Raw genomic sequence first — 24,935 nt, forward strand, 5'->3', positions numbered from 1 at the left:
GTGCACTGCATGATTGCTGGCGCTGATCGTCGGCCGTCGGCCGTCGGCCGTCGGCCGTCTCGCCTGGGTCGGCTCTGACTTCAATTCTGATCCGCCCCGGCATCAATCGGAACGTGCATCACTCCGCTCAACCAAACTTCCGCAAAACACCCCGCTACACCGCTAGCCCACGCCGCCCAAACTCCACCGTCACGCTCACACCACCTCCCGATCCAAACCTCCACTCTCTCTTCCCCCTTAAAACGATCAGACATCTTGCATCTCAGGGTTCTTCGGGTTCTCAGGACCGCAGTCCGGACACAATTCGATAACGGCGGTTGTCGAAAGTTGTCCAGAGTTGTCCAAAGTTGTCGACTGCCATCAGACCGCCTCAATTGCCCCTTGCGGCAGTCGAATTCGCGGGTGCCTCATAGAGGCATGGTCGCGACAATGCACAAAGTCGCCGCAGGTGGCGGCTACGAGTACTACATGCGGAGAACCGCCGCCAACGACACCGAACGCGGGCGGGCCTCCCTGTCGCAGTACTACGACGAGCACGGAGAGGCTCCCGGAACCTGGTACGGCACCGGACTGTCCGCACTCGGCATCGAGGAAGGCTCGGAGGTCACCGAAGACCAGATGCGGAATCTGTTCGGGGAAGGGCTGCACCCGAACGCCGATACGGTCCGCGAACGCGCCGAAGCCCAGCACCTCGACCTCGGAGTCCCGCCCGCCGAAGCCGCCAAGCGAGCAGAAAAGGCCACCCGGCTCGGCAACAGATACGCGATCTACACCTCGGTCTCCGAGTACCGAAAAGCCAAGTCCCAGGCATACCGCGACCACAACACCAGCATGGGAGCCTGCGTCACCGCCCACATCCCCGACGACACCCGGGCCCACATCCGCACCGAGGTCGCGAAGGCCATGTTCACCACCGAGTACAAACGCCCACCCCTGGACGCACGCGAACTGTCCGGATGGATCGCCAAGAACACGCGCCCGGACCGCACCGCAGTCGCCGGCTACGACTTCACCTTCAGCGCGGTCAAGAGCATCGCGGTGTTGTGGGCGATCGGCACACCCGATATGCAGACGATCATCGAGACCGCCGTCCGCCGCGCGGTCACCGACGCATTGACCTTCGCCGAGGACAACGCTCTGTTCACACGGTTGGGGCGCAACGGTGTCCGGCAGGTCGAGGTGGAAGGCATCATCGCCGCCACGTTCTTGCACCGCGACTCCCGCGCCGGTGACCCCGACTTGCACCTCCATGTCCTGGTGAGCAACCGGGTCCTGACCCTTGACGGCAAATGGCGCACCATCGACGGCAAAATTCTCCACGAAAGTGGTGTCACGATCTCGGAAATCTTCGACACCCGCGTCGAGCACCACCTGGAAATCGCACTGGGAATCCGGTTCGAAACCCGCCCCGACCGCACCCCCGACCAAGTCCGAGTCCGCGAAATCGTCGGCGTCCCCCTGGAGCTGATCCACCACTGGTCCCGGCGCGCAGCCGCGATCACCGACCGACTCGATACCCTTACCGCCCAATGGCAAGCCGAATTCGGGCATGAACCTGGACCAGACCAGGTGCACCATCTGGCCCAACGCGCCACCTTGGAAACCCGCCCCAAGAAGCATGCTCCGCGTTCCCGTGCCGAGCAACGCGCCACCTGGCGGGCCGAAGCCGAAGCGCTACTGGGCGGCCCCGCCGCCGTCGACGCCATTATTCCCCGCGTCCTGGCCGCCCCACACGCGCCGCGTCCGGTACCGGATCGTGCGTTCATCACCCACATCGCCGACCAAGCGCTGGCGGCGGTCTCCGAACGCCGCGCGACCTGGCGGGAGTTCAACCTCCGTGCCGAAGTCGAACGCCAACTCCGCGGCAACGTGGCCCCCGACGACTGGTCACGCGTCGCCGATGAGGTTGTCGAACAAGCACTCTCACCGACCTCGGCCATCGCACGCGGCGACCCCGACATGACCGAGCAACCCGACCTCCGCGCGGTCCCGACCTGGCTACGCCGCCGTGACGGCACCCCGATGCACACCCGCGCGAACTCCCGGATCTACACCACCGAATCCACACTCGCCGACGAAGCCGAACTCATCGCCCTCTCGGTCGAACCCGGCGGACGCATCCTCGACCCCGGACACGTAGCACTCGCGGTCGCGGACTACAACACCGCGAACCCCGATCGGCCACTGAACCCCGGCCAGATCCGCGTCATCGAATCCTTCGCCAGCGCCGGACTGCGCGTACACACCGCCAACGCTCCCGCCGGAACCGGAAAGACCACCGCCATGGAAGTCCTCACCACCGCATGGGAATCCGCCGGAGGGACCGTGCTGGGCATGGCGCCTACGGCCGCCGCCGCGTCCGTGCTGGGTGAGTCGATCGGCACACGTGCCGAAACCGTGGACAAACTTCTCCACGTCATCGACCGTCACCACAGCGACACCGCGACCACCGAACACCCGCCGGTCCTACCGCAATGGGTACTCGACATCGACGACATGACACTGGTCATCGTCGACGAACACGTCACCCTCCCGACCGCCAAACGCCTGCAACTGCTTCGGTATCTGACCGGGCGAGGCGCGACCGTGCGATGCATCGGCGACGACCAACAGCTCCCAGCGATCGACGCCGGTGGCGTCGACGCCGACATGGCCGACGCCTCACCACAACAGACACCGACCCTGTCCGAGGTCGTGCGATTCACCCAACGAGGAGAAGCGCTCGCCTCCAAACGCCTCCGCGACGGCGATTCGACCGCACTCGCCTGGTACCTCGACAACGGCCGAATCCACGCTGGACACCTCGGCAGCGTCTACGACGACACCTACCGAGCATGGGCCGCCGACACCGCCAACGGCTCCGACGCGGTCATGCTCGCACCCACCCACGACATCGTGACCGAGTTGAACGTGCGCGCCCGCGCACACCGGATCGCCCACAGTGACCCACCCATGGGCACCGCAGCCGACCTACATGTGTTCCTCGGTGACGGGTTGGTGGCGTCAGTCGGCGACACCGTACGCACCCGCCGCAACGATCGCCGACTCCGACTGGGAGACCACGATTGGGTCCGCAACGGCTACACCTGGACCATTCGTCAGGTTCATTCCGACGAATCGGTGACCGTCGAGCGGCGCGTACACGGGCGCGACACGGCAGCTGTTGTGCGCTTGCCGGGTGAGTATGTGCGTGAACACCTACACCTGGGCTACGCCACCACCATCGATTCCGCGGAAGGCATCACCGCGGATTCCTGCCACGTCGCCCTGTCCGGGCGTGAGTCACGCCAACAGTTCTACGTCGCGATGACGCGCGGACGCCACACCAACCACGCCTACATCGCCACCGCCCTCGACGGCGCCGAAGGCGACATCTACACCGTCGCCGCCCAGTACCCCCGCACCGCCGTAGAACACCTGACCCACGTTCTCGACCGTGACGGCACCCGCAAGTCCGCCCACACCGAACTCCGCGACGCCCTCGACCCCGCACGCCGCATCGGCCGGGCCGTCGACATCTACCTCGACACACTCGGCCTGACCGCCGAACACGCTGTCGGCACAACGCGACTCGACACCATCGACCGCGTCGCCGAACGTCTCGTCCCGGGACTTACCGACTGCGACGCCTACCCGGTCCTACGCCAGCATCTGGCCATGATCGCCCTCAGCGGAGCCGACCCGATCGCCGAGCTGCGCACCGCCATCGCCGCCCGCGAACTCGATACAGTTACCGACCCCGCCGCCGTTCTGGACTGGCGATTGGACACCACCGGTAACCACTCCGCTGGACCCGGCCCACTGGCCTGGACGCCCGGCCTCCCCATCACCACCACCGATGCCGCCGATCCCGCCACGCTCGCCCCCGTACAAGCACGAGAACGGATCGTGGCCGAACTCGCCCGACAGATCAGCGACACCGCCCGTACCTGGACTCCCAGCACAGCCCCCAAGTGGGCACGACCGCTACTCGGACGAGACCCTGAACTGCTCACCGACCTCGCCATCTGGCGTGCCGGACTGCACGTACCCGAGACCGACCACTGCCCGACCGGACCCACCCGACACCTCGCCATCGAACGCACCCACCAACAACGACTGCAACGCCGCATCCGCGAGGCCGACAGCAGCATCGACTTACCGCAACACCGATGGGCACCGACCGTCGACCGCATCGACCCCCGCATCAGCGCCGACCCCACGTGGCCCGTCATCGCCACCCACATCGACGCCGCCGCCGACGCCGGAATCGACATAGAACACCAGCTCGCCGAGGCCGGCCGGACCCGCCCGCTGCCCGACGAAATGCCCGCCGCCGCGCTCTGGGCACGTCTGGAAATCACCGACACCGACCTCACCGCCCCCGACACCATCGAGGACACCCACGAACCTCATCCCGCCGGTCGAGCCATCAGCGAAGCCGTAGACCTCGTACTCGGCGACATCTACGCAGAGGACGACCGGGAAGACAACAGCATCGACGAGTTCACTCCGGACCACCATCGACAGCACGACCCCGGCTACGGGGCCGACTGGTAGTTGCGGACGCCCAGTCAATCTGCCCCATGACAGCGTCGGATCTGGCTGGAATCAGCACTTGCATCCTGTACCCAGGTACAGGCTTACCGTGGATTCATGACGATCTCACCAGCTCAGGGCAACTGGGTGCCAGACGCATGCACCCTGCCCACCACCGAACAACCGATCCGGATCGCCGAGTTCGACCGGTTCTTCGCCGAGTCGGTCCACAGTACGACCCGGACCGCACCGACGCGGCTGGACCTGGTCCTTGCCGCCGACGCAGAAGCCGTGGCCCGGGACCTCGCCGCACGGGAGACGAGCTGCTGCTCGTTCTTCACCTTCGACTTCAACACCACCGGCACCGGCCTGGTGATGCAGGTCGGCGTCCCGGCAGCCTACGTCGAGGTACTCGACGCGTTCGCCGCCCGCGTCGAGGCCGCGATCGAGGCCCGGCGATGACAGCCGGACTGCGCACCAGCGAGCTCGCCGCCGCCGCAGGAGTAAACGCGCAGACCCTGCGCTACTACGAACGCCGCGGGTTGCTGGCCGAACCGGACCGCTCCCTGGGCGGGCATCGCCTCTACTCCGAGCAAGCCGTCACCGTAATGCGAGTCATCAAGGCCGCCCAACGCCTCGGATTCACTCTCGACGAAGTCGCCGAGCTACTGGCAGCCACACAACCCGGGACTCGGCGTCGCCGCACTGATACCGGGCTACAAGCCCGGGCGGCGCAGAAACTGGCCGAGGTCGACGCCAAGCTCGCCGAACTGACCGCAGTGCGCGACACGCTACGCGCGGCGCTGGCGGCGGGCTGTGACGACCTACTTGCGTGCAGTGAAATCCCTTCCTGCCCAGTCCAATTCGAGGACGGCATCCCCACCCCGAGCGCCGGAGGTAACGGCTGTGGCTGCTGAACCGAACACCAAGACACGGCGCTGGTGGGCACCGATCGGTGCGGGAGCGCTGCTGTGTGTCGGCTGTTGCCTGGCCCCGATCCTGATCGCGGCCGGGGTCCTCGGCAGCGGCACTGTGTTGGTCAGCGTGTCCTGGCTAGAACCGCTCGGCTTCGCGCTGATCGGGATCGGAGTTGCCGGGTTGGTCTGGTCCCGCACACGGGCACGTCGTCGCGGATGCAGTAGCGCAGGCACCGGCGAGGGAGCAGGGTCGTGTGCGGGCTCGGCGTGTGGGTGCTCAGCCACGGTCACCACCCCGTGAACCAGACAATTAGGCTCAGCCGATGACCGTGGTGCGCTCGATCCTGCTGTTCGTCCTGGCTGCTATCGCCGAGATCGGCGGGGCCTGGCTGGTCTGGCAAGGAGTACGGGAGCACCGCGGCTGGGCCTGGATCGGTGCTGGTGTGATCGCACTGGGCATCTACGGATTCGTCGCAACGTTGCAGCCCGACGCCAACTTCGGGCGCATCCTCGCCGCCTACGGCGGGGTTTTCGTGGCCGGATCGCTGCTGTGGGGCATGGCGCTCGATGGGTTCCGGCCCGACCGGTGGGACGTGATCGGCGCGGTGATCTGCCTGGTCGGCGTCGCGGTCATCATGTACGCCCCACGCTCAGCTTGACCTCGACGAATCACCGCCGCTGTCTACCGGCTACCGGTGACGCCAGACCTTGAACGCGGAAATGAGCATCAGCGCAGTCAGGATCGGAATGAGCGCCGCACTGGGGACCACACCCAGCAACAGGCCACCGACGATGGTTCCCGCGATCGACCCGCCCGCCATGACGAGCACGAAACGAGTGTTGCCGCGCAGGATTTGGAAGCTCTGATCGCGGCTGTAGCGGGCGAACGCGACCAGTATCGTCGGCAGCGACACCATCAACGACAAGCTCCCGGCGACTTTGATATCGACCCCGAGCAGCAGCACGATCGTCGGAATCAGTAACTCGCCACCGGCCACGCCCATCAGCGCGGCAACGATCCCGATCCCGACGCCTGCGACGACGGCGGCGCAGACCCGCGCGACTGTCGGCAGCTCCAGGGTGCCGACGTGTCCGAGATGGCCTACCGCCAGCGCCGCGGCGATCAGCACAAGCAGCAACGCCAGAACCCGGTACAGAGTGCGCGAATGCATCCGTGTAGCCCACCCCGCACCGAGCCATGCGCCGGCGAGACTGCCGACGAGCAGGTTCGCGGCGATCGTCCAATGTTGGCTCACCTCGGTGTAGGGGAGCGCTAGCAGCCGGGCGGGTAGGGCGGTGAGTACCACGATCAGGCTCATCGCCTTGTTCAGAATCACCGCGTGCAGCGCCGCGAACCCGAACAATCCGATCAACAGCGGCAACCGAAACTCCGCGCCACCAAGACCGATCAGCCCACCGAGCACACCGATCACCGCCCCAGCGGCGAACACCAGCACCAGAGCATCGCGCCGGGCCACTGCCGACGCATTCGATGCGGTGGGTCCTTCAACCGTCTCACTCACCACGTCGTGACGCTACGGGGCGGCGAAAAACCTCACCTCTTGCAGATGGAGCGATGCCAGGATCGCAACACCGACCAAACGGGTCAGCTTGAGAATCCCGTGCGGATCGCGCGCCACCTGCGGGAGGGAACACGGTCTGCAAGAATCCGTGAGCATGGGTGAGACACATGCGGGACTCATTGTCTGGGATGTCGACGGAACGCTGATCCCCGCAGACTTGCGCTGGCTTCGGCGGGCCGTGGCCAGCACGTACCACCTCGCGGAGTCCGCCGTCGTCTTCCCCTCCTCACGCGTACATGGCTATACCGACGAATCAATCGTCGTCGACACCGCGATCGCCTCCGGGATCGCTGAAGGGGCGGCAGAAGAAGGTCTCAGCCGCTACCCGGAGGTGCTGATGGATGTCATGTCACAGGGGGAGGCGGAGCTTGCCCGCGACCAAGCTGCCTACCCCGGTGCCGCCAGCACTATCGCGGCCCTGGCGGAGCACGGATACATTCAGACCGCACTCACTGGCAATCTGAAGGTTTCGGCCGCGTTCAAACTTGCTGTTGCGGGTCTTGATTCACAGCTCGATCTAGACATCGGCGCGTTCGGCTCGGATGCTCGAGACAGGTTCGATCTGCCCGCGTTTGTGGCCGACCGCTATGCAGCGAGGTTCGGGTATCCGCTCGACCCGGCACGAACGGTCATCGTCGGCGATGCGCCGAACGACATCGCTACCGCTCGCCATGCGGGTTTCGGGGTCGTCGCCGTGGCGCACCGATTGACGGCCGAAGAGCTCTCGGAGCACTCACCCGATGCAGTTGTCGATCGACTCGAGCCGGATACGGTTGTGGAGGCAATACGCGCAACGATGAGGTCGAGGGTCGATCAATAGCCGTTGATGCTGTCGATTCGTTCCCGCATCGCGAGAACGGGACGTTCGTGCTGCCACCGGGCCATCCTTTCGATGGCGCGTTGTGCGCGTTCGATTCCGCGATGATTGCCCATGGCTGCAAGTGCGTAGTAGGTGTCACCGAGGATTCGGCAACCCTCGTCTAGCTCGCCGGACAGCGCGTAGGCGCTGGCGAGGTCTACCCTCGCGGCGAGGGCGACGTTGGGACTGTCACCGTCAGAGGTGGTCAACGCTTCGGTGAGCGCTGCAATCGCGCGCTTGGGTTGGCCGAGGAGGAGTTGGCACGTACCGACATAGACCTGAATGCGGGTGGTGTTCCAGTCGCTGAACAAGCCTGAGCGATCGGTATCGTCGATATCCTCGACGGCGCGCTGCGCACGAACCAGCGCTTCCTCGCATTCTTCCCGCAGTTCCAGTACCGCATAGGCTTGTGCTTGCTCAGCCCCGATCCGTGCTCGCGCGGCGGGCGGCAGGAAGTCGGCGACATCGGCAGCCTCCTTCAGTATCCGGAGCCCGATGACGACATCGCCATCCGAACTGATGAGTGTCGCGGCGTCGGACCGCAAGTTGCTTTCGAATATGCGCGCGATCCCGCCCATCATCTTGTCCTGCAACTGATCTGCAAGTTTGCGGGCGAACGCGCAGTGGGTGAGCGCCATCGACCTGTCACCGATGGCGCTCCACACTCGGCTCGCCACCACGGACGTCTCACCCAGGAGTGCCCCGGCGTGCTGCTTGCTGCGATCGTCGGATGCAGCACGGAACAGGGCAGCTACCGCGTCTCGGTGAGCTTCAATCGGTCCGATCAGCGCATCGGGACCGATGCTCTGACGCTGGCCGGCCAGCAGATCAGTGACGGCCGCGAAGCTGGCCAGGCACCTTTCCGATGCCGCTCGCGACCGCATCAGTGATGTCGCGGCGCTGTGATCGAGCACTTGCTCCGAGCCCATCGGGACGGAAGCGAGTTCCGACAATCGGTCGACTTCGGTCCCGAGTATCGACAGACTTCCGCCCTCCGAGCGGGCGGCGAGTGCGGCTATCGGTGGTGCCGTGGTTGCACGCTGTGACGGAAGGTGTCGGCTTCTCCAAGCGGCTTCCCCTTCAGCCACGATCTGATCGAATCGTGCCCTGTCCTCCGGAGTTGCGTGGTGTAGGTAGGCAGTGTCCAAGATCGATTGCGCCGCAGACCTAGGTTTCACGCCGCTGAGGCCCGCGCGCCAATTGGTGACAGTGGTCGTCTCGACACCCAGCAATCCGGCGAAATCCCGTATCGACAGGCGCATCGCTTCTTGAAGCGCAGCCGCTTCGAATCCGGTCCAGCCCCGTCCTCGTATCATCGCCGCTTCCTGCTTCACAGCACCCCTGACCTGGGAAATGCACACGATACGCCCACGGTACCCCACCACTACGCGGTTCCTAGCGGGACTGTCAGACCGCGACGATGTGAATCAGAGCCCGTTACAGGGGAATCCGTCGCAATCTCTCGACCGGTACCCCGCGCTGCTGGAACGTGCGTCACCAGGAGGCCCCGCAGATGAGATGTTCCGACGAATTGAAGCGAGCACACCCATGACACGACAGGTCGCTTCCTCGCGTGGTATTCCACCCGCCACCTCTGCTCAATCAGCTGGATCCACCGCCGCATGCGAGCTTGCTGCGACGCTCGCGAACCTCGAGAGCCTCGGACTGATCCGCTCGAACGTGCTGCCGCAGCGCAATCCCGGTCGCCACCTCGCCGGTTTCGGCCCCGCCCCGTCCGACTACATCGGTGCTTCGGCGCTGGAGCTGTCCCGAGTCGCCGCCGCCGTCCGCGAGTGGACCACACAACCGTCCCGGTGCCGGGATGAATCATCTCCCGGCACCGGTGACCACGACGACAGGTTCGATGAACCATCGCCCTGCGGCGCGGCCTCCGTCCTGCTACCGCCATGGCTCGCAATCACAACCGTTGCACCACAACAACAGTCGATGCTGAACCGTTTGTACCGACTGTCTCGGAAACCGAGTGCCGGGCGGACTACCCGAGCCTGAGCAAAGCGTCCTTTCACCGATTCGTCCAACTCAGTCAGGAGATGTAGTGACCGCGTTCAGTATCGATCCACAGGTCAGCGACCTCGGCATCCGGGCCATCGCGTTCGTCGTCGTCGGCATCACCGTGCCCGAACAGTCCAGTCCCGAACTCGACCACACCATCGAAACCGCCGAAAAGGCGTTGCTGGCCGCGACCGATCCGAAGACCCTCAAGACCGAACCCGAGTTCAAAGCGTTCCGCGCCGTACACACCCTGGTCGGCAAGGCCGCGAAAAGCGAGGTTGCCGCTCCGGAAACCCTGCACCGGTTGCTGCACCGCGCCGGTCGGCTGCCCCGCATCAATCCACTCGTCGACATCTACAACCTCGTGTCGGCACAGACCCGGTTGGCGTTCGGCGCACACGACCTGACGACGATCACCGGAGATGTGCGGTTGGCGATGACGACCGGCACCGAACGGTTCGTGCCCCTCGGCGCGACCGAACCGGTACCGGTGCCTGCCGGGGAGTACGCCTACCTCGATGACACCGACGTGTTGTGTCGCCTCGAGGTCCGTCAGTGCGAGAAGTCCAAAGCCACCTCGGCGACCACCGACACCCTGTTCATCGTCCACGCTGGCCCCGGCCGCGAGCCCGGCGACCTGACCGACGCGCGCGACCGGTTGGCCGCGCTGTTGACCGATCACCTCGGTGCAAGTTCGCCGATCGACCTCGAGGCCCTGGCATGAGTACCGAATACGACACCCACACCGAGGACCCGGGAATCGAAGCGCGCGAAGCCCACTGGGACCGCCGAGCCGACGGGTTCGATTCCGACTTCACCCAAGCCCCCGTCCGCGAACAGGTTCTGAACCAGATATCGCGGCAACTGCCCACCGGCCGATGCGTGGCACTGGACGCGGGCACCGGCAGCGGCCGGACGATGGCGCGACTGATCCAGGACCTACACCCCGAGTCCGAGATCGTCGGATGCGACCTGTCACCGGCGATGCTGCACCAAGCCCGACTGCACGCACCCCGCAAGCCGCGGGGAGCGCTCGCGTTCGTCTACGCCGACCTGTGCGCGTTGCCGTTCGACGACGGCGCGTTCGATCTGGTCGTGTCGACCTTCACCCTCCACCACGTCCCGCCCACCCAACAGTTGGCGGTGTTGCGGGAGTTCCGGCGCGTGATCGCCGCAGACGGACGGTTGATCCTGGCCGACCAGATCCAACCCGACCCGCCCCTGTCCGTCGAGGCGATGCGCGCCGCTGTCGCCGAAACGTTCTACCCACACCTGCCCCACGCCGAAGCGGTCGGGCTGCTGTCGACCTATGGCGAATGGCCGCTGACAGTCGGTGAACTCACCGATCTACTCGAGGCCGCCGGGTTCGGATGCGAGGTCACCGACATCGACCGCATCGTTGCTCTCGCCACCACGACCCCGGGCGAGACCTCGCTAGAGGGGTGAGCAGTGACGCACGCACACGCCAGCGCCACGCAGGATTCGCCGCAGACGCGAAGCCTGTTCTACCGCAAGGTTTGTGGCCTGCCGACCTTCGTGGACCCGACAACAGGGCGGATCATGATGTCGGCCGGATCGACCGGCGCGGTCATGATGCCCGCCGACCTCGCCCAGCGGGTCAAAGTCGAATTGCACCGCCGCAACGTAGGACCCTGTCCGATCATCGGCCACCCCCGCGCCGGAACGTGGTCCTTTCTCATCCGGGCCGACATGGACCCGATCGGTGACCCGGTCGCGGTCGCTCAACTGTGGCGTGCACACGTAGCCGTAGTCCGAGACGGCGAGATCGCATTGCCATCCCCGGGACCGGAGCACCACATCGCCCGCACCTGGGTAGCCCCCGCGACCACACCGTTCCGCCCCTCCGGCACCACCGTCCTGGCCTGCGTGCGCGAACTATTGGACGCCGCCAAGCCCCGAAACCACGGCCCCTACTGACCACACCGCACACCGAAACCACCCGAATACCTCGAGGCCGTCAGCGATCCCAGCGCTGAGGCCGACCGGCCTCGAGGGTGGGGAGGTTCCCTCGGAGGTCGCAGCCCCCGCCGCGGCCTCCGGGGGATACCCGCACTCACGATCCCGGGCGGGACCACCCATCGATCCCATCGACCATCAAACCTCAGATGAAGGGTTAGATCGCTATGTCCTACACCAGCTACTACGAAACCTGTGACGACGGATTGGCGACCCTGCAACGCAGCCTGGTCGACCTCGAGGATGCCACCACCAACCAGCGTGGGTACAGCGCAGACCTGATCCCCGGGCTGTTGCAAACCCCCGCCTACGCCCGCGCCGTCATCTCCGCGTGTGTCTCCGCCCTCGAGGTGCCCGACGACACCGAAGACACCGTCACCGCCCGCCTGCACCGGCAAGCCCTACTCGACGCCCCCGACCACCGCTTCCGGCTGCTGTTCAGCGAGGCCGCCTTGCTGCGCACGGTCGGCAGCCCGCTGGTGATGGCATCCCAGATCCGGTTCCTCCGCGAAATCCTCGCAGCCCGAACCAACGTGGAAATCGGAATCATTCCGATCACCGCCACATTCGTTACTCCCGCAACGCTTTTCGTCATCAACGACCTGGTGTCGGTCGATATCGAGACCGTCACAGGCGCGGTCACCGCCACCAGTGTCGAAGACGTCGCCTTGGCCGCGCGCAGCTTCGATCGACTCGCCGCCCAGGCCGCCTACGGAGAGGACGCCAGAACAATCCTCAACCGGGCACTCGCGACCCACACCTCCAGCTAGCTCCGGTCGACGCAGTTGCCGAATCGAAGGGGACACCTGATGACGTTCAAGACCCTTATCGCCGTACTACCGATCGCGGTCGCTCTGATCGCCAACCCGGCCAGCGGCACCGCGACGGCCGCACCCGCGCCGTCGTGCACGTTCACCTTCTATACCGGCACCGTCTACGACCAGCACGGACAGATCATCGGCGGCGGATACGCCGAGTGCATCACGGCCCCGGCCGCCTTCTCGCTCAATCTGACGTTGCAGTTCAAGCCACGCGGCGGCGACTGGACCACCCGCAGCTCCCAGCCGTCGATACAGATCCCCGTACCTCGACTCAACATCGCGACAAACGCCGACTGTGAGGACGGGGCATGGAAGGGTGTCGCCACCATATGGGAGACTGCGGCCGATGGGTCGACGACGCAAACCGCGTTCCCATCAGCGCCCAGAATCATGACGTGCTGAGGATGTGCGAGATGAAACGAGCTGCAAACGCGCTGACCTCGTGGCTACGCCGCCGGATGATCGCTGTGCGTGACCGGCGGCTCTATCGCAGTGACCGTCCAGGGTTCCCGCTGTGGCGCGAGTACGGCGGGTGGGCCGTCCGCCCGGATCGCGGGTGGCGCTCGGTGCGGTGGGTGACGCCGCCCCTCTACTACACGCGCAGGTTCACCGCAGCTGACGACAGCGGCGCGGCGGACTGGGCAATGGAAAAACTTGGCATCGGCTAACCCATCAGACATGCGCGGCCCGGCAGGGTTTCCTGCCGGGCCGTTTCTCCGCAAGAGCCAGAGTTTCTAGGCGTCCCTGGGGATTCGGAAACGAACACCCGCATCGCCGCAGGGGGCGGCATTCGATGTGCCCGCCTATCCGACACCGCGCGCGAGAGGATGCGGCTCACCGGTGAGGACCGCCAGTGCGGCGGCGACTTCGTGCAGGTGTGACTTGACGTAGGTGTCGGTCGTGCCGGAACTCTTGCCCTGGTGCCCGGCGAAGCTCCGGGCCACGGCATAGCTGAACGTCCGTTCGACCCAGGTCAGAGTAGTGTGACGCAGCCAGTGGGCGGTCACGCCTTGAGTGGTCACCCATGGCAGCGTCTCGCCGATTCGGCTCCAGATGTAGTCGTATCGGCGGGTGGTGATCGGGCGCCCGTGCCGATACCGCAGCAACTGACCGGTGAAAGGTGCCCCGCGCTGCGCGGCGTGGTCATCCAGATGCCGCATCAATGTCGGCGACACCGGCTGCCAGCGATCCGAGCCGCCCTTCTCGCGCAGGTACACCAGGCACTGGTCACGGTCGAGATCCTGGGGACGCAACGCCAACGCGCCGCCGCGCCGACACGCGGTTTCGAGGTGGAATCGCAGGATCAACGAATCGAGGTCGGGGTCGTCGCCGGAGGTGGAGGCGACCTGGCAGATCTCGGCGACCTGCCCCGAGGGGATCGCGTACCGGTGGGATGCCCGCCGCGACGGGATGCGCAGCTGCCGCGCCGGATTGTCTTGTGGCCGAATCCATCCGGCCTCTTCGGCATGGCGGTAGAGGCAGCGCGCGGCGGCCACGAAGTGTTCGACCGCGCTGGTCCCACCCCGGGACACGCGATTCGACCGCGCGTTCGCCTGCACCGCCTGTGCGAGTTCCTCGAGCTCGTGGCGGGTGGGATCGGTCAACGACCGGTCCGGCCAACGGGATTCGAGCAGATCGAAATGGGTCCCGTAGGTGCGGGCGGTACCCGCGGACAGGCGTGCCCGCACGCGTGGGATCACCTCAGCGAACGTCGGTGCCGTGGGGACGGTGTCGACGAGGTCGGCCGCGGTGATGCCCATCTGGGCCAGGAGCAACTGTGCAGCGGCCAAGGTGTCCGCGGTGGGGACGGGGCGGGCAGGGCTCTGGATCGTCACAGCGAGTCCTCCAGGATTCGTCGGCTCTGGGCGGTCAGTCCGTCGAGCACGGCCGGGGGATGGATCAGCACACGCCGCAGTTTCCGGTGCGCCACCAGCAGCACTCGGTCACCTTCGAGCAGCCCGACGCGGCGGCGCTTTCGGACCGGAACCCGGAAGAACCCGGCACCTGTCACCTGGACGGATCCGTCGGTCGTGGCGCGGACGAGGATCAGGCGATCCTCTGGGCACGACACCATCAGTCGGGTGCCCGGTGGCCAGTCGAGTGCTGAGAGCACCGCGCGGTCTGTGACGCGTCCCGCATCGCCGACAACGGAGACGCCGTAGACGATGTCGGGGTCGGCGGTGCGGGGGATGGCCAGGACCGGCAAGGGTCCGTGGATGCGTTCCTGAAGGGGTGTCTGGGGCGGGATGATCGGCTCGATCACCGGCGCTCACCGCCCCCGCTGCCGGGAGTGTCGAGCAGGGCGGAAAGTGGCAGATCTGCCACCTGTGATTTGTGTTCCCGCAGGTCGGTGATGTGCAAGGTCGTTCTCCTCCGTGTGCGAGTGCACTCGAACACGCTGGAGCCCCGAAAGTGGCAGGTATGCCACCGATCTGTGCGCGAGAGGGGACTTGAACCCCTACGTCCGTGGACACCAGAACCTAAATCTGGCGCGTCTGCCAATTTCGCCACTCGCGCTTGGATGTGTACGACCGTCCAAACTCTACCGGGCAAAACCGGCTACGCGAAGCGTCGCGGCGGCGTGGCGTACCGGTGGGTAACACTACCTGGGGTTATAACGATTCGGTAAAGCTCAATGTGAGGGGCGCTCATGTTTCCGGATGGTGGCGAGGGGTCTCACCTGCGGGTTCAAACATGAGGCGAGGTCATGTTTCAGATTGGAATGGTACTTACGTACCGAAATACTCGGCGGTAGCTGCTGTGGCGGGGGGAAACGTGAGGCTTTCCTCATGATTTTGTGCGATCGTGGCTCGCAACAGGCCCGAAGGGCTGCCGGATACGTGTGCGTGCCGTCGGTGGGCGGAATGCCAGGAGAAGGAAGTCGAGCGTCTTGACGATCAACGAGAGCGCCGAGCTCGGAACAGGATCCGGGCAGGTCTTGGGTGCCCGGGTGTCGCTGCTGGAACAGCTGCGCAACGGAGTGGGATACGCGCTGGCGTTCGGTGGACAGGGCGCGCGGTGGCTCGCGGAGCTCGAGGAGATCGGTCGCGACAGCGCGCTCGAGCCCGAGCTGACCGCGCTGGTCCGCGAGGCCGCGACGCTGATCGAGCCGGTCGCCGCGCAGTTGCTGGTGGTGCGTCCCAGCGGCTTCGATCCGATGGGCTGGGTGCTGGAGAGCGAGCTGGACGAGCCGGAGGAGCCGTCCTCGGCGCCTTCGGACGCGGTGCTGCGCTCGGCGGCCGTCTCCATGCCGGGCGTGCTGCTCGCCCAGCTCGCGGCCACGCGCGCGCTGCGGCTGCAGGGGCTGGACCCGGCCGAGAACGCGCCCGTCGCGGTGATCGGGCACTCGCAGGGGCTGTTCGCGGCCGCGGCGGTCGAGGCGGGCGGGGCGCGGGACGCCGAGTTGCTGGCGATCGCCCAGCTCGTCGGCGCGGCGGCCGGGCTCGTGGCGCGCCGGCGCGGGTTGATGCCGGTCGGTGAGCGCTCGCCCATGGTCGCGGTGTCGAATGTCGATCCCGAGGAACTGCGCGCGATCGTCGCCGAGGTCGCCGAGGGTGTCGACCCCGCGATCGCGGCGGTGCTTTCCATTCGTAACGGGCGTCGACGGGTGGTGCTCTCGGGCGCGCCCGCGCAGCTCGACCGGGTGCGGGCGCGTTGCGCGCAGCGCGCCGAGGAGCAGACGCGCGAGCGTGAGGCGAAGGTGCGCGGTGGGGCCGTGTTCGCGCCGGTGTTCGAGGACGTGCCGGTCGACGTCGCCTTCCATCACCCGGCGCTGGCCGAGACCGTCGACCTGGTCGCGGGCTGGGCCCGGCAGTGCGAGCTCGACGCCGAGTTCGCCGCCGCGCTGGCCCAGCAGGTGCTCGTCGACCCGATCGACTGGGTCGGTACCGTCGACGCCGTCGTCGCGGCGGGCGCGCGCTGGATTCTGGAACTGGGCCCCGGCGATCTGCTCTCCCGGGTGACCGGCGGTTCGCTCAAGGGCACCGGTGTCGGCGTGATCGCCGCCGCCACTCGCCCCGGCCAGCGCAGCCTGCTCACCCCGGGTGCCGCGCCGGAATCCGCCACCCCGTGGTCGGCGTTCGCGCCGAAGCCGGTGCGCCTGCCCAACGGCCGGGTGGTCGTGGAGACCGCGTTCACCAGGCTCACCGGGCGGTCGCCGATCCTGCTGGCCGGCATGACCCCGACCACCGTCGACGCGAAGATCGTCGCCGCGGCGGCGAATGCGGGGCACTGGGCCGAGCTGGCCGGTGGCGGCCAGGTCACCGAGCAGATCTTCGCCGACCGGATGACGGAGCTGCGCAAGCTGCTGCAGCCGGGCCGGGCGGTGCAGTTCAACTCGCTGTTCCTCGATCCGTATCTGTGGAAGCTGCAGCTGGGTGGCAAGCGCCTGGTGCAGAAGGCGCGGGCGGCGGGCGCACCGCTGGACGGCGTGATCGTCACCGCGGGCATCCCCGAACTCGACGAGGCCGTCGCGCTGATCGGTGAGCTGGGCGAGGCGGGCATCAGCCATGTCGCGTTCAAGCCGGGCACTGTCGCCCAGATCCGCGCGGTGCTGCGCATCGCCGACGCGGTGCCGGACTACCCGGTGATCATGCACATCGAAGGCGGCAAGGCCGGCGGGCACCACTCCTGGGAAGACCTCGACGACCTGCTGCTGGCCACCTACGCCGAGCTGCGCGAACACGCCAATGTGGTGGTCTGCGTGGGCGGCGGCATCGGCACGCCCGAGCGCGCCACCGACTATCTCACCGGCACCTGGGCCACCCGGCACGGCTACCCGGCGATGCCGCTGGACGGCGTGCTCGTCGGCACCGCCGCCATGGCGACGCTCGAGGCGACCACCGCCCCCGAGGTGAAGCAGCTGCTCGTCGACACCCCCGGCACGCCGGAGTGGGTCGGCGCGGGCACCGCGCGCGGCGGGATGGCCTCGGGCCGCAGCCAGCTCGGCGCCGACATCCACGAGATCGACAACGCCGCCTCGCGCACCGGCCGCCTGCTCGACGAGGTCGCCGGCGACGCCGAGGCCGTGGCGCGGCGCCGCGCGGAGATCATCGCCGCGCTCGACGCCACCGCCAAGCCGTATTTCGGTGACGTTGCCACCATGACGTACCAGCAGTGGCTGGAACGCTATGTCTCGCTGGCGGTGTCGAGCGAGGTGCCGATCTCCTTCGACTGCGGCAGCGACATCGGCGAGGCCCTGCTCGACGCCACCCGCTCGGACTGGCTCGACATCAGCTGGCGCGATCGTTTCGCGGAGATGATGCGCCGCACCGAATCCCGGCTGCACCCGGCCGACAGCGGCGAGATCGAGACCCTCTTCGCCGACGACGCGGACTTCGACCACCCGGTGCAGGCGCTGTGCGCGCTCGAGAAGCAGTACCCGGCGGTCGCCGAGACCGTGCTGCACCCGGCGGATGTGCCGTTCTTCGTGGCGCTGTGCAAGACGCCGGGCAAGCCGGTGAACTTCGTGCCGGTCGTCGACGCCGACGTGCGGCGCTGGTGGCGCTCGGATTCGCTGTGGCAGGCCCACGATCCGCGCTACTCGGCCGATCAGGTGTGCATCATCCCGGGCACCGTCGCGGTCGCGGGCATCACCCGCGTCGACGAGCCGGTGGGTGAACTGCTCGACCGCTTCGAGCGCGACACCGCGCAGGCGCTGGTCGCCGAGGGGCAGACCCCGGCGCCGGTCGACGCGCGCCGCGTGGCCGGTGTGGTGGCGGGCCCGATCGACACCGTGCTGGCCGCCCCCGACGTGCAGTGGGCCGGGCGCACCACCGTCAATCCGGTGCACCGGCTCGGTGACCTGGCCGAATGGGTCGTGGAGCAGGGGAGCGCGGTGCATCCGCGCACCGGCGCGACGCTGACCGAAACCACCGGGCCCGAAACCGAATTCAGCTATGTCGAGCTGTCGGTGCCGCTTGCCCGCCCGACCGGTCAGGGCTCGGAGGCGGCAGCTCGCGTAACCACGCAGAGCCCCCGATCGGGCGAAGTCGGGCAGAGCTGTGACGCGGTGACCATCCGGATCACCGTGCCGGTGAGCGTGTACTCCGGTGGCGCGCCGGTGATCACCGAGGCCGATGCCGAAGTGGCCATGTCGGCGCTGCTCGGGGTGGCCGCCGGGCAGGCGCTGCCCGAGGTGAAAGCCGGTGCGGCGCACCTGAACCTGGCCTGGACGCCGGATCTGGTGGCCGACCACGCGGGCGTCACCGGTTCGGGGCTGCCCGCCACGCTGAGCACCCTCGGCCGCACCGCGCCCGATGTGCTCGTCGGCGCCTGCTGGCCCGCGGTGTTCGCGGTGCTCGGCGCGGCCCGCACGCCCGCCGGTGGCTCGACGATCGAGGGCATGCTCGACCTGGTGCACCTGGATCATCAGATCGAGCTGCTGAACGAACTGCCTTCCGAGACCAGCATTCTCGTGGTGCGGGCCGAGGGTGGCGACGTGGTCGACACCGATATGGGCCGCGTGGTCGAGGTGGCCGTGTCAGTCGGGCTCATCCTGGATCAGGGGCTCGAGCCCACGCCGCTGGCCCGGCTGGTCGAGCGGTTCGCGATTCGCGGACGCAACGGCGCGGGTGAGCTCACCGATCCGCCGCGGGCGGCCGGTGCGGTCTCCGACGCGGCCACCGACACCCCGCGACGCCGTCGTCGCGACGTCACCATGGCCGCCCCGCGCGCCATGCACGCCTTCGCCGCCGTCTCCGGCGACCACAACCCGATCCACACCTCCGAGGCCGCCGCCAAGCTGGCCGGGCTCGGCAGCCCGATCGTGCACGGCATGTGGCTCTCGGCCGCCGCCCAGCACGCGGTCGTCGCGGTGGATCCCGAAAGCTCCGTTCCCGCACGCACTCTCACCGCCTGGACCACCCGGTTCCTGGGCATGGTCCGTCCCGGCGCGACCGTGGACGTGCGGGTGGAGCGGATCGCGGTGGACGCGGGCAGCGAGATCGTGGAGGTCTCCTGCCGCGTCGACGGTGACCTGGTCATGACCGCGACCGGGCGCACCGCCGCCCCGAAGACCGTCTACGCCTTCCCGGGCCAGGGCATCCAGCGCAAGGGGATGGGTCTGGACGCGCTGACCCGCTCGAAGGCGGCCAAGAAGGTCTGGGAGCGCGCCGACGCGCACACCCGCGCGGCCCTCGGGTTCTCGATCCTGGCGGTGGTGCGCGACAACCCGACCTACCTCAAGGCCCGTGGCGTCGAGCACCGGCACCCGGACGGCGTGCTGCACCTGACCCAGTTCACCCAGGTCGCCATGGCGACCCTCGGTGTCGCCCAGGTCGCCGAGCTGCGCGAGGCGGGTGCCTTCGTCGAGGGCGCCATGCTGGCCGGGCACTCGGTCGGTGAGTACAACGCGCTGGCCGCCGTGGCCGGGGTGCTGCCGCTAGAGGCCGTGCTCGAGGTGGTGTTCCAGCGTGGTTCGGCCATGCACGAGCTGGTCCCGCGCGACGCGCAGGGCCGCAGCGACTACCGGATGGCCGCCATCCGGCCCTCGCAGATCGGGCTGCCCGACGCCGAGGTGATCGACTTCGTCGCCGAGGTCGGGCGGACCGCCGGGGAGTTCCTCGAGGTGGTCAACCTGAACCTGCGCGGCTCGCAGTACGCCATCGCGGGCACGGTCGCCGGGCTCGAGGCGCTGGAAGCCGAGATCGACCGGCGCCGCGAGGAATTCGGTGGCAAGCGCGCGTTCATCCTGGTGCCCGGCATCGACGTGCCGTTCCACTCCTCGGTGCTGCGCGACGGTGTCCCGGAGTTCCGGCACAAGCTCGAGCAGCTGCTGCCGACCGAGATCGACCCGCAGGTGCTGGTCGGGCGTTACATCCCGAACCTGGTGCCGCGCCCGTTCTCGCTGACCCGCGAATTCCTCACCGAGATCGCCGAACTCGTGCCCTCGGAGCCGCTGGCCGCCGTGCTGGCCGACTTCGACAGCTGGGCCGGGCGCGGCGCCGAACTGTGCCGGGTGGTGCTGATCGAGCTGCTGGCCTGGCAGTTCGCCAGCCCGGTGCGCTGGATCGAGACCCAGGACCTGCTCTTCGGCGACCCCGCGCACGGCGGGCTCGGCGTGGAGCGGTTCGTCGAGATCGGTCTGGGCGCCACCCCGACCGTGGCGAACCTGGCCTCGCAGACGCTGAAGCTGCCCGCGTTCGGGGCGGCGACGGTCGAGGTGGTCAATGTCGAGCGCGACGCCGCGGTCGTCTACGCCACCGACACCGATCCCGCGCCGGTCGAGGAGATCGAGGAGACACCGGCCGCCGAGGCGGCGCCTGCCGCGGCTCCGGTCGCCGCGGCCGCCCCGATCGCCACCGGCGGGCCGCGTCCCGACGACATCGCCTTCACCGCCGCCGACGCCACCCGCGTGCTCATCGCGCTGTGGACCAAGCTGCGGCTGGACCAGATCGGCCCGGTCGACACCATCGAGGGTCTCTGCGACGGTGTGTCCTCGCGGCGCAACCAGCTGCTCGTCGACCTCGGCGCGGAGCTGTCGCTGGGTGCCATCGACGGTGCCGCCGACGCCGACATGGGCGCGCTCGCGGGCACCGTCGAACGCCTGGCCCGCACCTACAAGCCCTTCGGCACCGTGCTCACCGACGCGATCGGCGATCACCTGCGCAAGGTCTTCGGACCCTCCGGCAAGCGGCCCGCCGCCATCGCCGACCGGGTCAAGAAGACCTGGGAACTGGGCGACGGCTGGGCCAGCCACGTCACCGCCGAGGTCTCGCTCGGCACCCGCGAGGGCGCCAGCGTGCGCGGTGGTGACCTGGGCGGACTCGCCGGTGGCGCGCTGAGCGACGCCGCTTCCGTCGACGCCGCCATCGACGCGGCCGTGCAGGCCGTGGCCGCCCGGCGCGGGGTCGCGGTCTCGCTGCCCGCCGCCGGTGGTGGTGCCGGTGGCACCGTCGACGCGGCCGCGCTCGGCGAGTTCACCGAGCAGATCACCGGACGCGACGGCGTGCTCGCCACCGCGGCCAGGGTCGTGCTCGAACAGCTCGGGCTCAGCGAGCAGGTCAGCGCGCCGGAGGCGACCCCCGACACCCTCGTCGACCTGGTCTCGGCCGAACTCGGCACCGACTGGCCACGACTGGTCGCGCCCGCGTTCGACGCCCGCAAGGCCGTGCTCATCGACGACCGCTGGGCCACCGCGCGCGAGGACCTGGCGAACCTGTGGCTCGGTGACGACGCCACCACCGCCGAACTGCCGATCACCGGTTACGTCGGCGCGGGCGAAGCCGTGGCCGCGCAGGCGGGCTGGTGGCGTCAGCGGGCGATGCACGAGGCCCGCTCGGTGCTGGCCGGGGTCTACGGCCAGATCGCCGAGGCCGCGCTCGACACCTCCGAGCCGGGCCTGTGGTCCGGCGATGTCGCCGTGATCACCGGAGCCAGCAAGGGTTCCATCGCGGCCGCGGTCACCGGCAAGCTGCTCGCCGGCGGCGCGACCGTGGTGGTCACCACCTCACGCCTGGACGACGAGCGCCTGCGCTTCTACCGCTCGCTCTACCGCGGCAACGCCCGCCACGGTGCGGCGCTGTGGGTGGTCCCGGCGAACATGGCCTCCTACGCCGACCTCGACGCGCTGATCGACTGGATCGGCACCGAGCAGGTCGACACCGCGGGCGGCGCCAAGATCAAGACCAAGGACGCGATGACCCCGACGCTGCTGCTGCCGTTCGCGGCACCGCGCGTCGCCGGTGACCTCAACGACGCGGGCGCCCGCGCCGAGATGGAGATGCGCGTGCTGCTCTGGTCGGTGGAACGGCTGATCGGTGGCCTCTCGGCCCTCGGCGCCGACCACGACGTGGACGCGAAACTGCATGTGGTGCTGCCGGGTTCGCCCAACCGCGGCCTGTTCGGCGGCGACGGCGCCTACGGCGAGTCCAAGGCCGCGCTCGACGCGGTGGTCACCAAGTGGCGGGCCGAGAAGTCCTGGGCCGACCGGGTGACCCTGGTGCACGCGCTGATCGGCTGGGTGCGCGGCACCGGGCTGATGGGCCACAACGACCCCATGGTCGAAGCCGTGGAGAAGGCCGGGGTGCACACCTGGTCGACCACCGAGATGGCCGCCGAACTGCTCAAGTGGTGCACCTCGCGGGCCCGTCAGGTGACCGCCGCCGGCCCGCAGCAGATCGACCTCACCGGTGGGCTGGCCCGGGTCAAGCTGGACCTGCCCGCGCTGGCCAAGCAGGCCCAGGAGGCCGCGGCGGCGAGCGAGGAGGAGGCGGTCACCGCCGCCACCATCGCCGCGCTGCCCGCGCCGCCGACCCTGAGTTCGGCACTGCCGGTGCCGGAATGGGGTGCGGTGACCGCCGAGCTGAGCGAGATGGTCGTCATCGTCGGCGCGGCCGAACTCGGCCCGTACGGCTCCTCGCGGACCCGCTTCGAGATGGAGGTCGAGGACCAGCTCTCGGCCGCCGGTGTGCTCGAACTGGCCTGGACCACCGGGCTGATCCGCTGGGAGAACGACCCGAAGCCGGGCTGGTACGACACCGAATCCGGTGATCTCGTGCCCGAGGCCGAGCTGGCCGAGCGCTACCACGACACCGTCGTCGAACGCTGCGGTGTGCGCCGCTACGAAGACGACGGCGCCATGCTCGACAACGCGGCCCCGCTGCTCACCTCGGTGTTCCTCGATCAGGACCTGAGCTTCACCGTCGCCAACGAGGCCGAGGCCCGCGCCTTCCACAGCGCCGACCCCGAGCACACCGTGATCACCCCCGTGGCCGATTCCGGCGACTGGACCGTGACGCGCAAGGCGGGCACCGAGATCCGCGTGCCGCGCAAGGCGAAGCTGTCGCGGGTGGTCGGCGGGCAGATCCCGACCGGCTGGGACCCGACCATCTGGGGTGTCTCGGCCGATATGGCCGCCTCGGTGGACCGGGTCGCGCTGTGGAACATCGTCTGCACCGTGGACGCGTTCGTCGGCGCCGGATTCAGCCCCGAGGAACTGATGAGCTGGGTGCACCCCAGCCTGGTGGCCAATACCCAGGGCACCGGCATGGGTGGCATGTCCTCGATGCGCTCGCTCTACGTCGACAACCTGCTCGGCGAGCCGCGCCCGAACGACATCCTGCAGGAGGCGCTGCCCAACGTGGCGCTGGCGCACGTGGTGCAGTCCTACGTGGGCAGCTATGGCGCCATGGTGCACCCGGTCGCGGCGTGCGCCACGGCGGCGGTGTCGGTGGAGGAAGCCGTCGACAAGATCCGGCTCGGCAAGGCCGAGGTCGTGGTCGCCGGTGGGTACGACGATCTGGGCATCGAGGGCATCGTCGGCTTCGGTGACATGTCGGCCACCGCCGACTCGGCGGCCATGCGCGCCAAGGGCATCAGCGACCGGTACTTCTCCCGCGCCAACGACCGCCGCCGCGGCGGGTTCGTGGAATCACAGGGTGGCGGCACCGTGCTGCTGGCCCGCGGTGACGTGGCGGTGGAGATGGGTCTGCCGGTGCTCGGCGTGCTCGCCTTCGCGCAGTCCTTCGCCGACGGCGTGCACACCTCCATCCCGGCACCGGGACTGGGCGCGCTGGGCGCGGGTCGCGGCGGCCGGGAATCGCGGCTGGCGGCGGAACTGCGCAAGCTCGGGGTGAGCCCCGACGACATCGCGGTGATCTCCAAGCACGACACCTCCACCGCCGCCAACGATCCCAACGAGTCCGAGCTGCACGAACGGCTCGCGGGCGCGCTGGGCCGCAGCGAGGGCGCGCCGCTGTTCGTGGTCTCGCAGAAGAGCCTCACCGGGCACGCCAAGGGCGGCGCGGCGGCCTTCCAGCTCATCGGCCTGTGCCAGGTGCTGGAAAACGGTGTGGTGCCGCCGAACCGGAGCCTGGACTGCGTCGACGAGAAGATGCAGGCCTACCCGCACCTGGTGTGGGCGCGCGAGCCGCTGCGCTTCGGCGAGAAGTTCGCGCTCAAGGCCGGTCTGGTGACCTCGCTGGGCTTCGGGCACGTCTCCGGGCTGCTCGCGGTGGTGCATCCGCAGGCGTTCCTGGGCGCCATCGCCCCGGCGGCGCGGGCGGAGTACCAGGAGCGGGCGCAGGCGCGTCAGCTCGCCGGGCGGCAGCGCTTCGCCGAGGCGATGTGCGGTGGCGCGGCGCTCTACGAGCGTCCGGCGGATCGCCGTCTCGGCGCGGAAGGCACTCCGGCCCAGCAGATCCGGCAGCGCGAGGCCGACATGCTGCTCGCGGCGCAGGCCCGTCTCGACGAGGAAGGTGTGTACCGGGTCGGTTCGGCTCCGCAGCCCAGCGAAGCGCCGTAGGCT

The 24,935-nt window shown here is 68.4% G+C and carries 16 protein-coding genes and 1 tRNA gene; 12 read left to right on the plus strand and 5 right to left on the minus strand.

Annotation, left to right across the window (positions count from 1 at the left end; genetic code table 11):
• The first annotated feature begins 429 nt into the window (after positions 1-429).
• The 4 genes from mobF (at position 430) to ACWEMY_RS08985 (ending at position 6,094) form a co-directional block, all read left to right on the plus strand.
• Entirely contained in the window at positions 430-4,539 is a 4,110-nt protein-coding gene (gene mobF / locus ACWEMY_RS08970; RefSeq protein ID WP_452389534.1) for a MobF family relaxase, read from the plus strand.
• Positions 4,540-4,635: 96 nt separating this feature from the next.
• Positions 4,636-4,980 carry a hypothetical protein gene (locus ACWEMY_RS08975; RefSeq protein ID WP_452389535.1) on the plus strand — a complete coding sequence of 115 codons (345 nt, stop codon included), beginning with the start codon at positions 4,636-4,638 and terminating at the stop codon, positions 4,978-4,980.
• On the plus strand, positions 4,977-5,435 hold the full coding sequence (locus ACWEMY_RS08980) for a MerR family transcriptional regulator (protein ID WP_452389536.1): 459 nt from the start codon (positions 4,977-4,979) through the stop codon (positions 5,433-5,435). The genes ACWEMY_RS08975 and ACWEMY_RS08980 overlap by 4 nt, the downstream gene beginning before the upstream one ends.
• 323 nt (positions 5,436-5,758) lie before the next feature.
• On the plus strand, positions 5,759-6,094 hold the full coding sequence (locus tag ACWEMY_RS08985; RefSeq protein WP_452389537.1) for a YnfA family protein: 336 nt from the start codon (positions 5,759-5,761) through the stop codon (positions 6,092-6,094).
• A 30-nt stretch (positions 6,095-6,124) separates the two neighbouring features.
• Here ACWEMY_RS08985 and ACWEMY_RS08990 read toward each other — a convergent pair whose 3' ends face one another.
• Positions 6,125-6,961, minus strand: coding sequence for a TSUP family transporter (locus tag ACWEMY_RS08990; protein WP_452389538.1), 837 nt, complete (start codon positions 6,959-6,961; stop codon positions 6,125-6,127).
• 151 nt (positions 6,962-7,112) lie between these two features.
• Here ACWEMY_RS08990 and ACWEMY_RS08995 point away from each other — a divergent pair, with 151 nt between their 5' ends.
• Positions 7,113-7,838, plus strand: coding sequence for an HAD family hydrolase (locus ACWEMY_RS08995; protein ID WP_452389539.1), 726 nt, complete (start codon positions 7,113-7,115; stop codon positions 7,836-7,838).
• Here ACWEMY_RS08995 and ACWEMY_RS09000 read toward each other — a convergent pair.
• Complete coding sequence (locus tag ACWEMY_RS09000; protein WP_452389540.1) at positions 7,832-9,211, minus strand: hypothetical protein; 1,380 nt, start codon at positions 9,209-9,211, stop codon at positions 7,832-7,834. The genes ACWEMY_RS08995 and ACWEMY_RS09000 overlap by 7 nt on opposite strands.
• A 722-nt stretch (positions 9,212-9,933) precedes the next feature.
• Here ACWEMY_RS09000 and ACWEMY_RS09005 point away from each other — a divergent pair.
• The 6 genes from ACWEMY_RS09005 to ACWEMY_RS09030 all read left to right on the plus strand — a co-directional run bounded on the left by ACWEMY_RS09005 (position 9,934) and on the right by ACWEMY_RS09030 (position 13,356).
• Positions 9,934-10,614, plus strand: a complete 681-nt coding sequence (locus ACWEMY_RS09005; protein ID WP_452389541.1) for a B3/B4 domain-containing protein — start codon at positions 9,934-9,936, stop codon at positions 10,612-10,614.
• A complete protein-coding gene (locus ACWEMY_RS09010) occupies positions 10,611-11,336 on the plus strand; it encodes a class I SAM-dependent methyltransferase (protein ID WP_452389542.1) in 726 nt (241 codons plus the stop codon). Before ACWEMY_RS09005 ends, ACWEMY_RS09010 begins: the two co-directional genes overlap by 4 nt.
• Before the next feature lie 3 nt (positions 11,337-11,339).
• Positions 11,340-11,828 (plus strand): DNA-directed RNA polymerase subunit beta, encoded by a 489-nt coding sequence (locus tag ACWEMY_RS09015; RefSeq protein ID WP_452389543.1) that lies wholly within the window; start codon positions 11,340-11,342, stop codon positions 11,826-11,828.
• 206 nt (positions 11,829-12,034) lie between these two features.
• Positions 12,035-12,637 carry a DUF5753 domain-containing protein gene (locus ACWEMY_RS09020; RefSeq protein WP_452389544.1) on the plus strand — a complete coding sequence of 201 codons (603 nt, stop codon included), beginning with the start codon at positions 12,035-12,037 and terminating at the stop codon, positions 12,635-12,637.
• 39 nt (positions 12,638-12,676) lie between these two features.
• Positions 12,677-13,090, plus strand: coding sequence for a hypothetical protein (locus tag ACWEMY_RS09025; protein ID WP_452389545.1), 414 nt, complete (start codon positions 12,677-12,679; stop codon positions 13,088-13,090).
• 11 nt (positions 13,091-13,101) lie between these two features.
• Positions 13,102-13,356 (plus strand): hypothetical protein, encoded by a 255-nt coding sequence (locus ACWEMY_RS09030; protein ID WP_365015539.1) that lies wholly within the window; start codon positions 13,102-13,104, stop codon positions 13,354-13,356.
• Positions 13,357-13,491: 135 nt separating this feature from the next.
• On the opposite strand, the gene ACWEMY_RS09035 is transcribed toward ACWEMY_RS09030, so the two are convergent.
• From ACWEMY_RS09035 to ACWEMY_RS09045, 3 genes are all read right to left on the minus strand, one after another.
• Positions 13,492-14,523, minus strand: coding sequence for a tyrosine-type recombinase/integrase (locus ACWEMY_RS09035; protein ID WP_452389546.1), 1,032 nt, complete (start codon positions 14,521-14,523; stop codon positions 13,492-13,494).
• A complete protein-coding gene (locus ACWEMY_RS09040; RefSeq protein WP_452389547.1) occupies positions 14,520-14,951 on the minus strand; it encodes a hypothetical protein in 432 nt (143 codons plus the stop codon). Before ACWEMY_RS09040 ends, ACWEMY_RS09035 begins: the two co-directional genes overlap by 4 nt.
• Before the next feature lie 172 nt (positions 14,952-15,123).
• Positions 15,124-15,205: transfer RNA gene (locus ACWEMY_RS09045), tRNA-Leu, on the minus strand.
• 373 nt (positions 15,206-15,578) lie between these two features.
• Here ACWEMY_RS09045 and ACWEMY_RS09050 point away from each other — a divergent pair.
• A complete protein-coding gene (locus ACWEMY_RS09050) occupies positions 15,579-24,932 on the plus strand; it encodes a fatty acid synthase subunit beta domain-containing protein (RefSeq protein ID WP_452389548.1) in 9,354 nt (3,117 codons plus the stop codon).
• Positions 24,933-24,935 lie beyond the last annotated feature (3 nt).

The organism is Nocardia sp. NPDC004415, assembly GCF_053602435.1.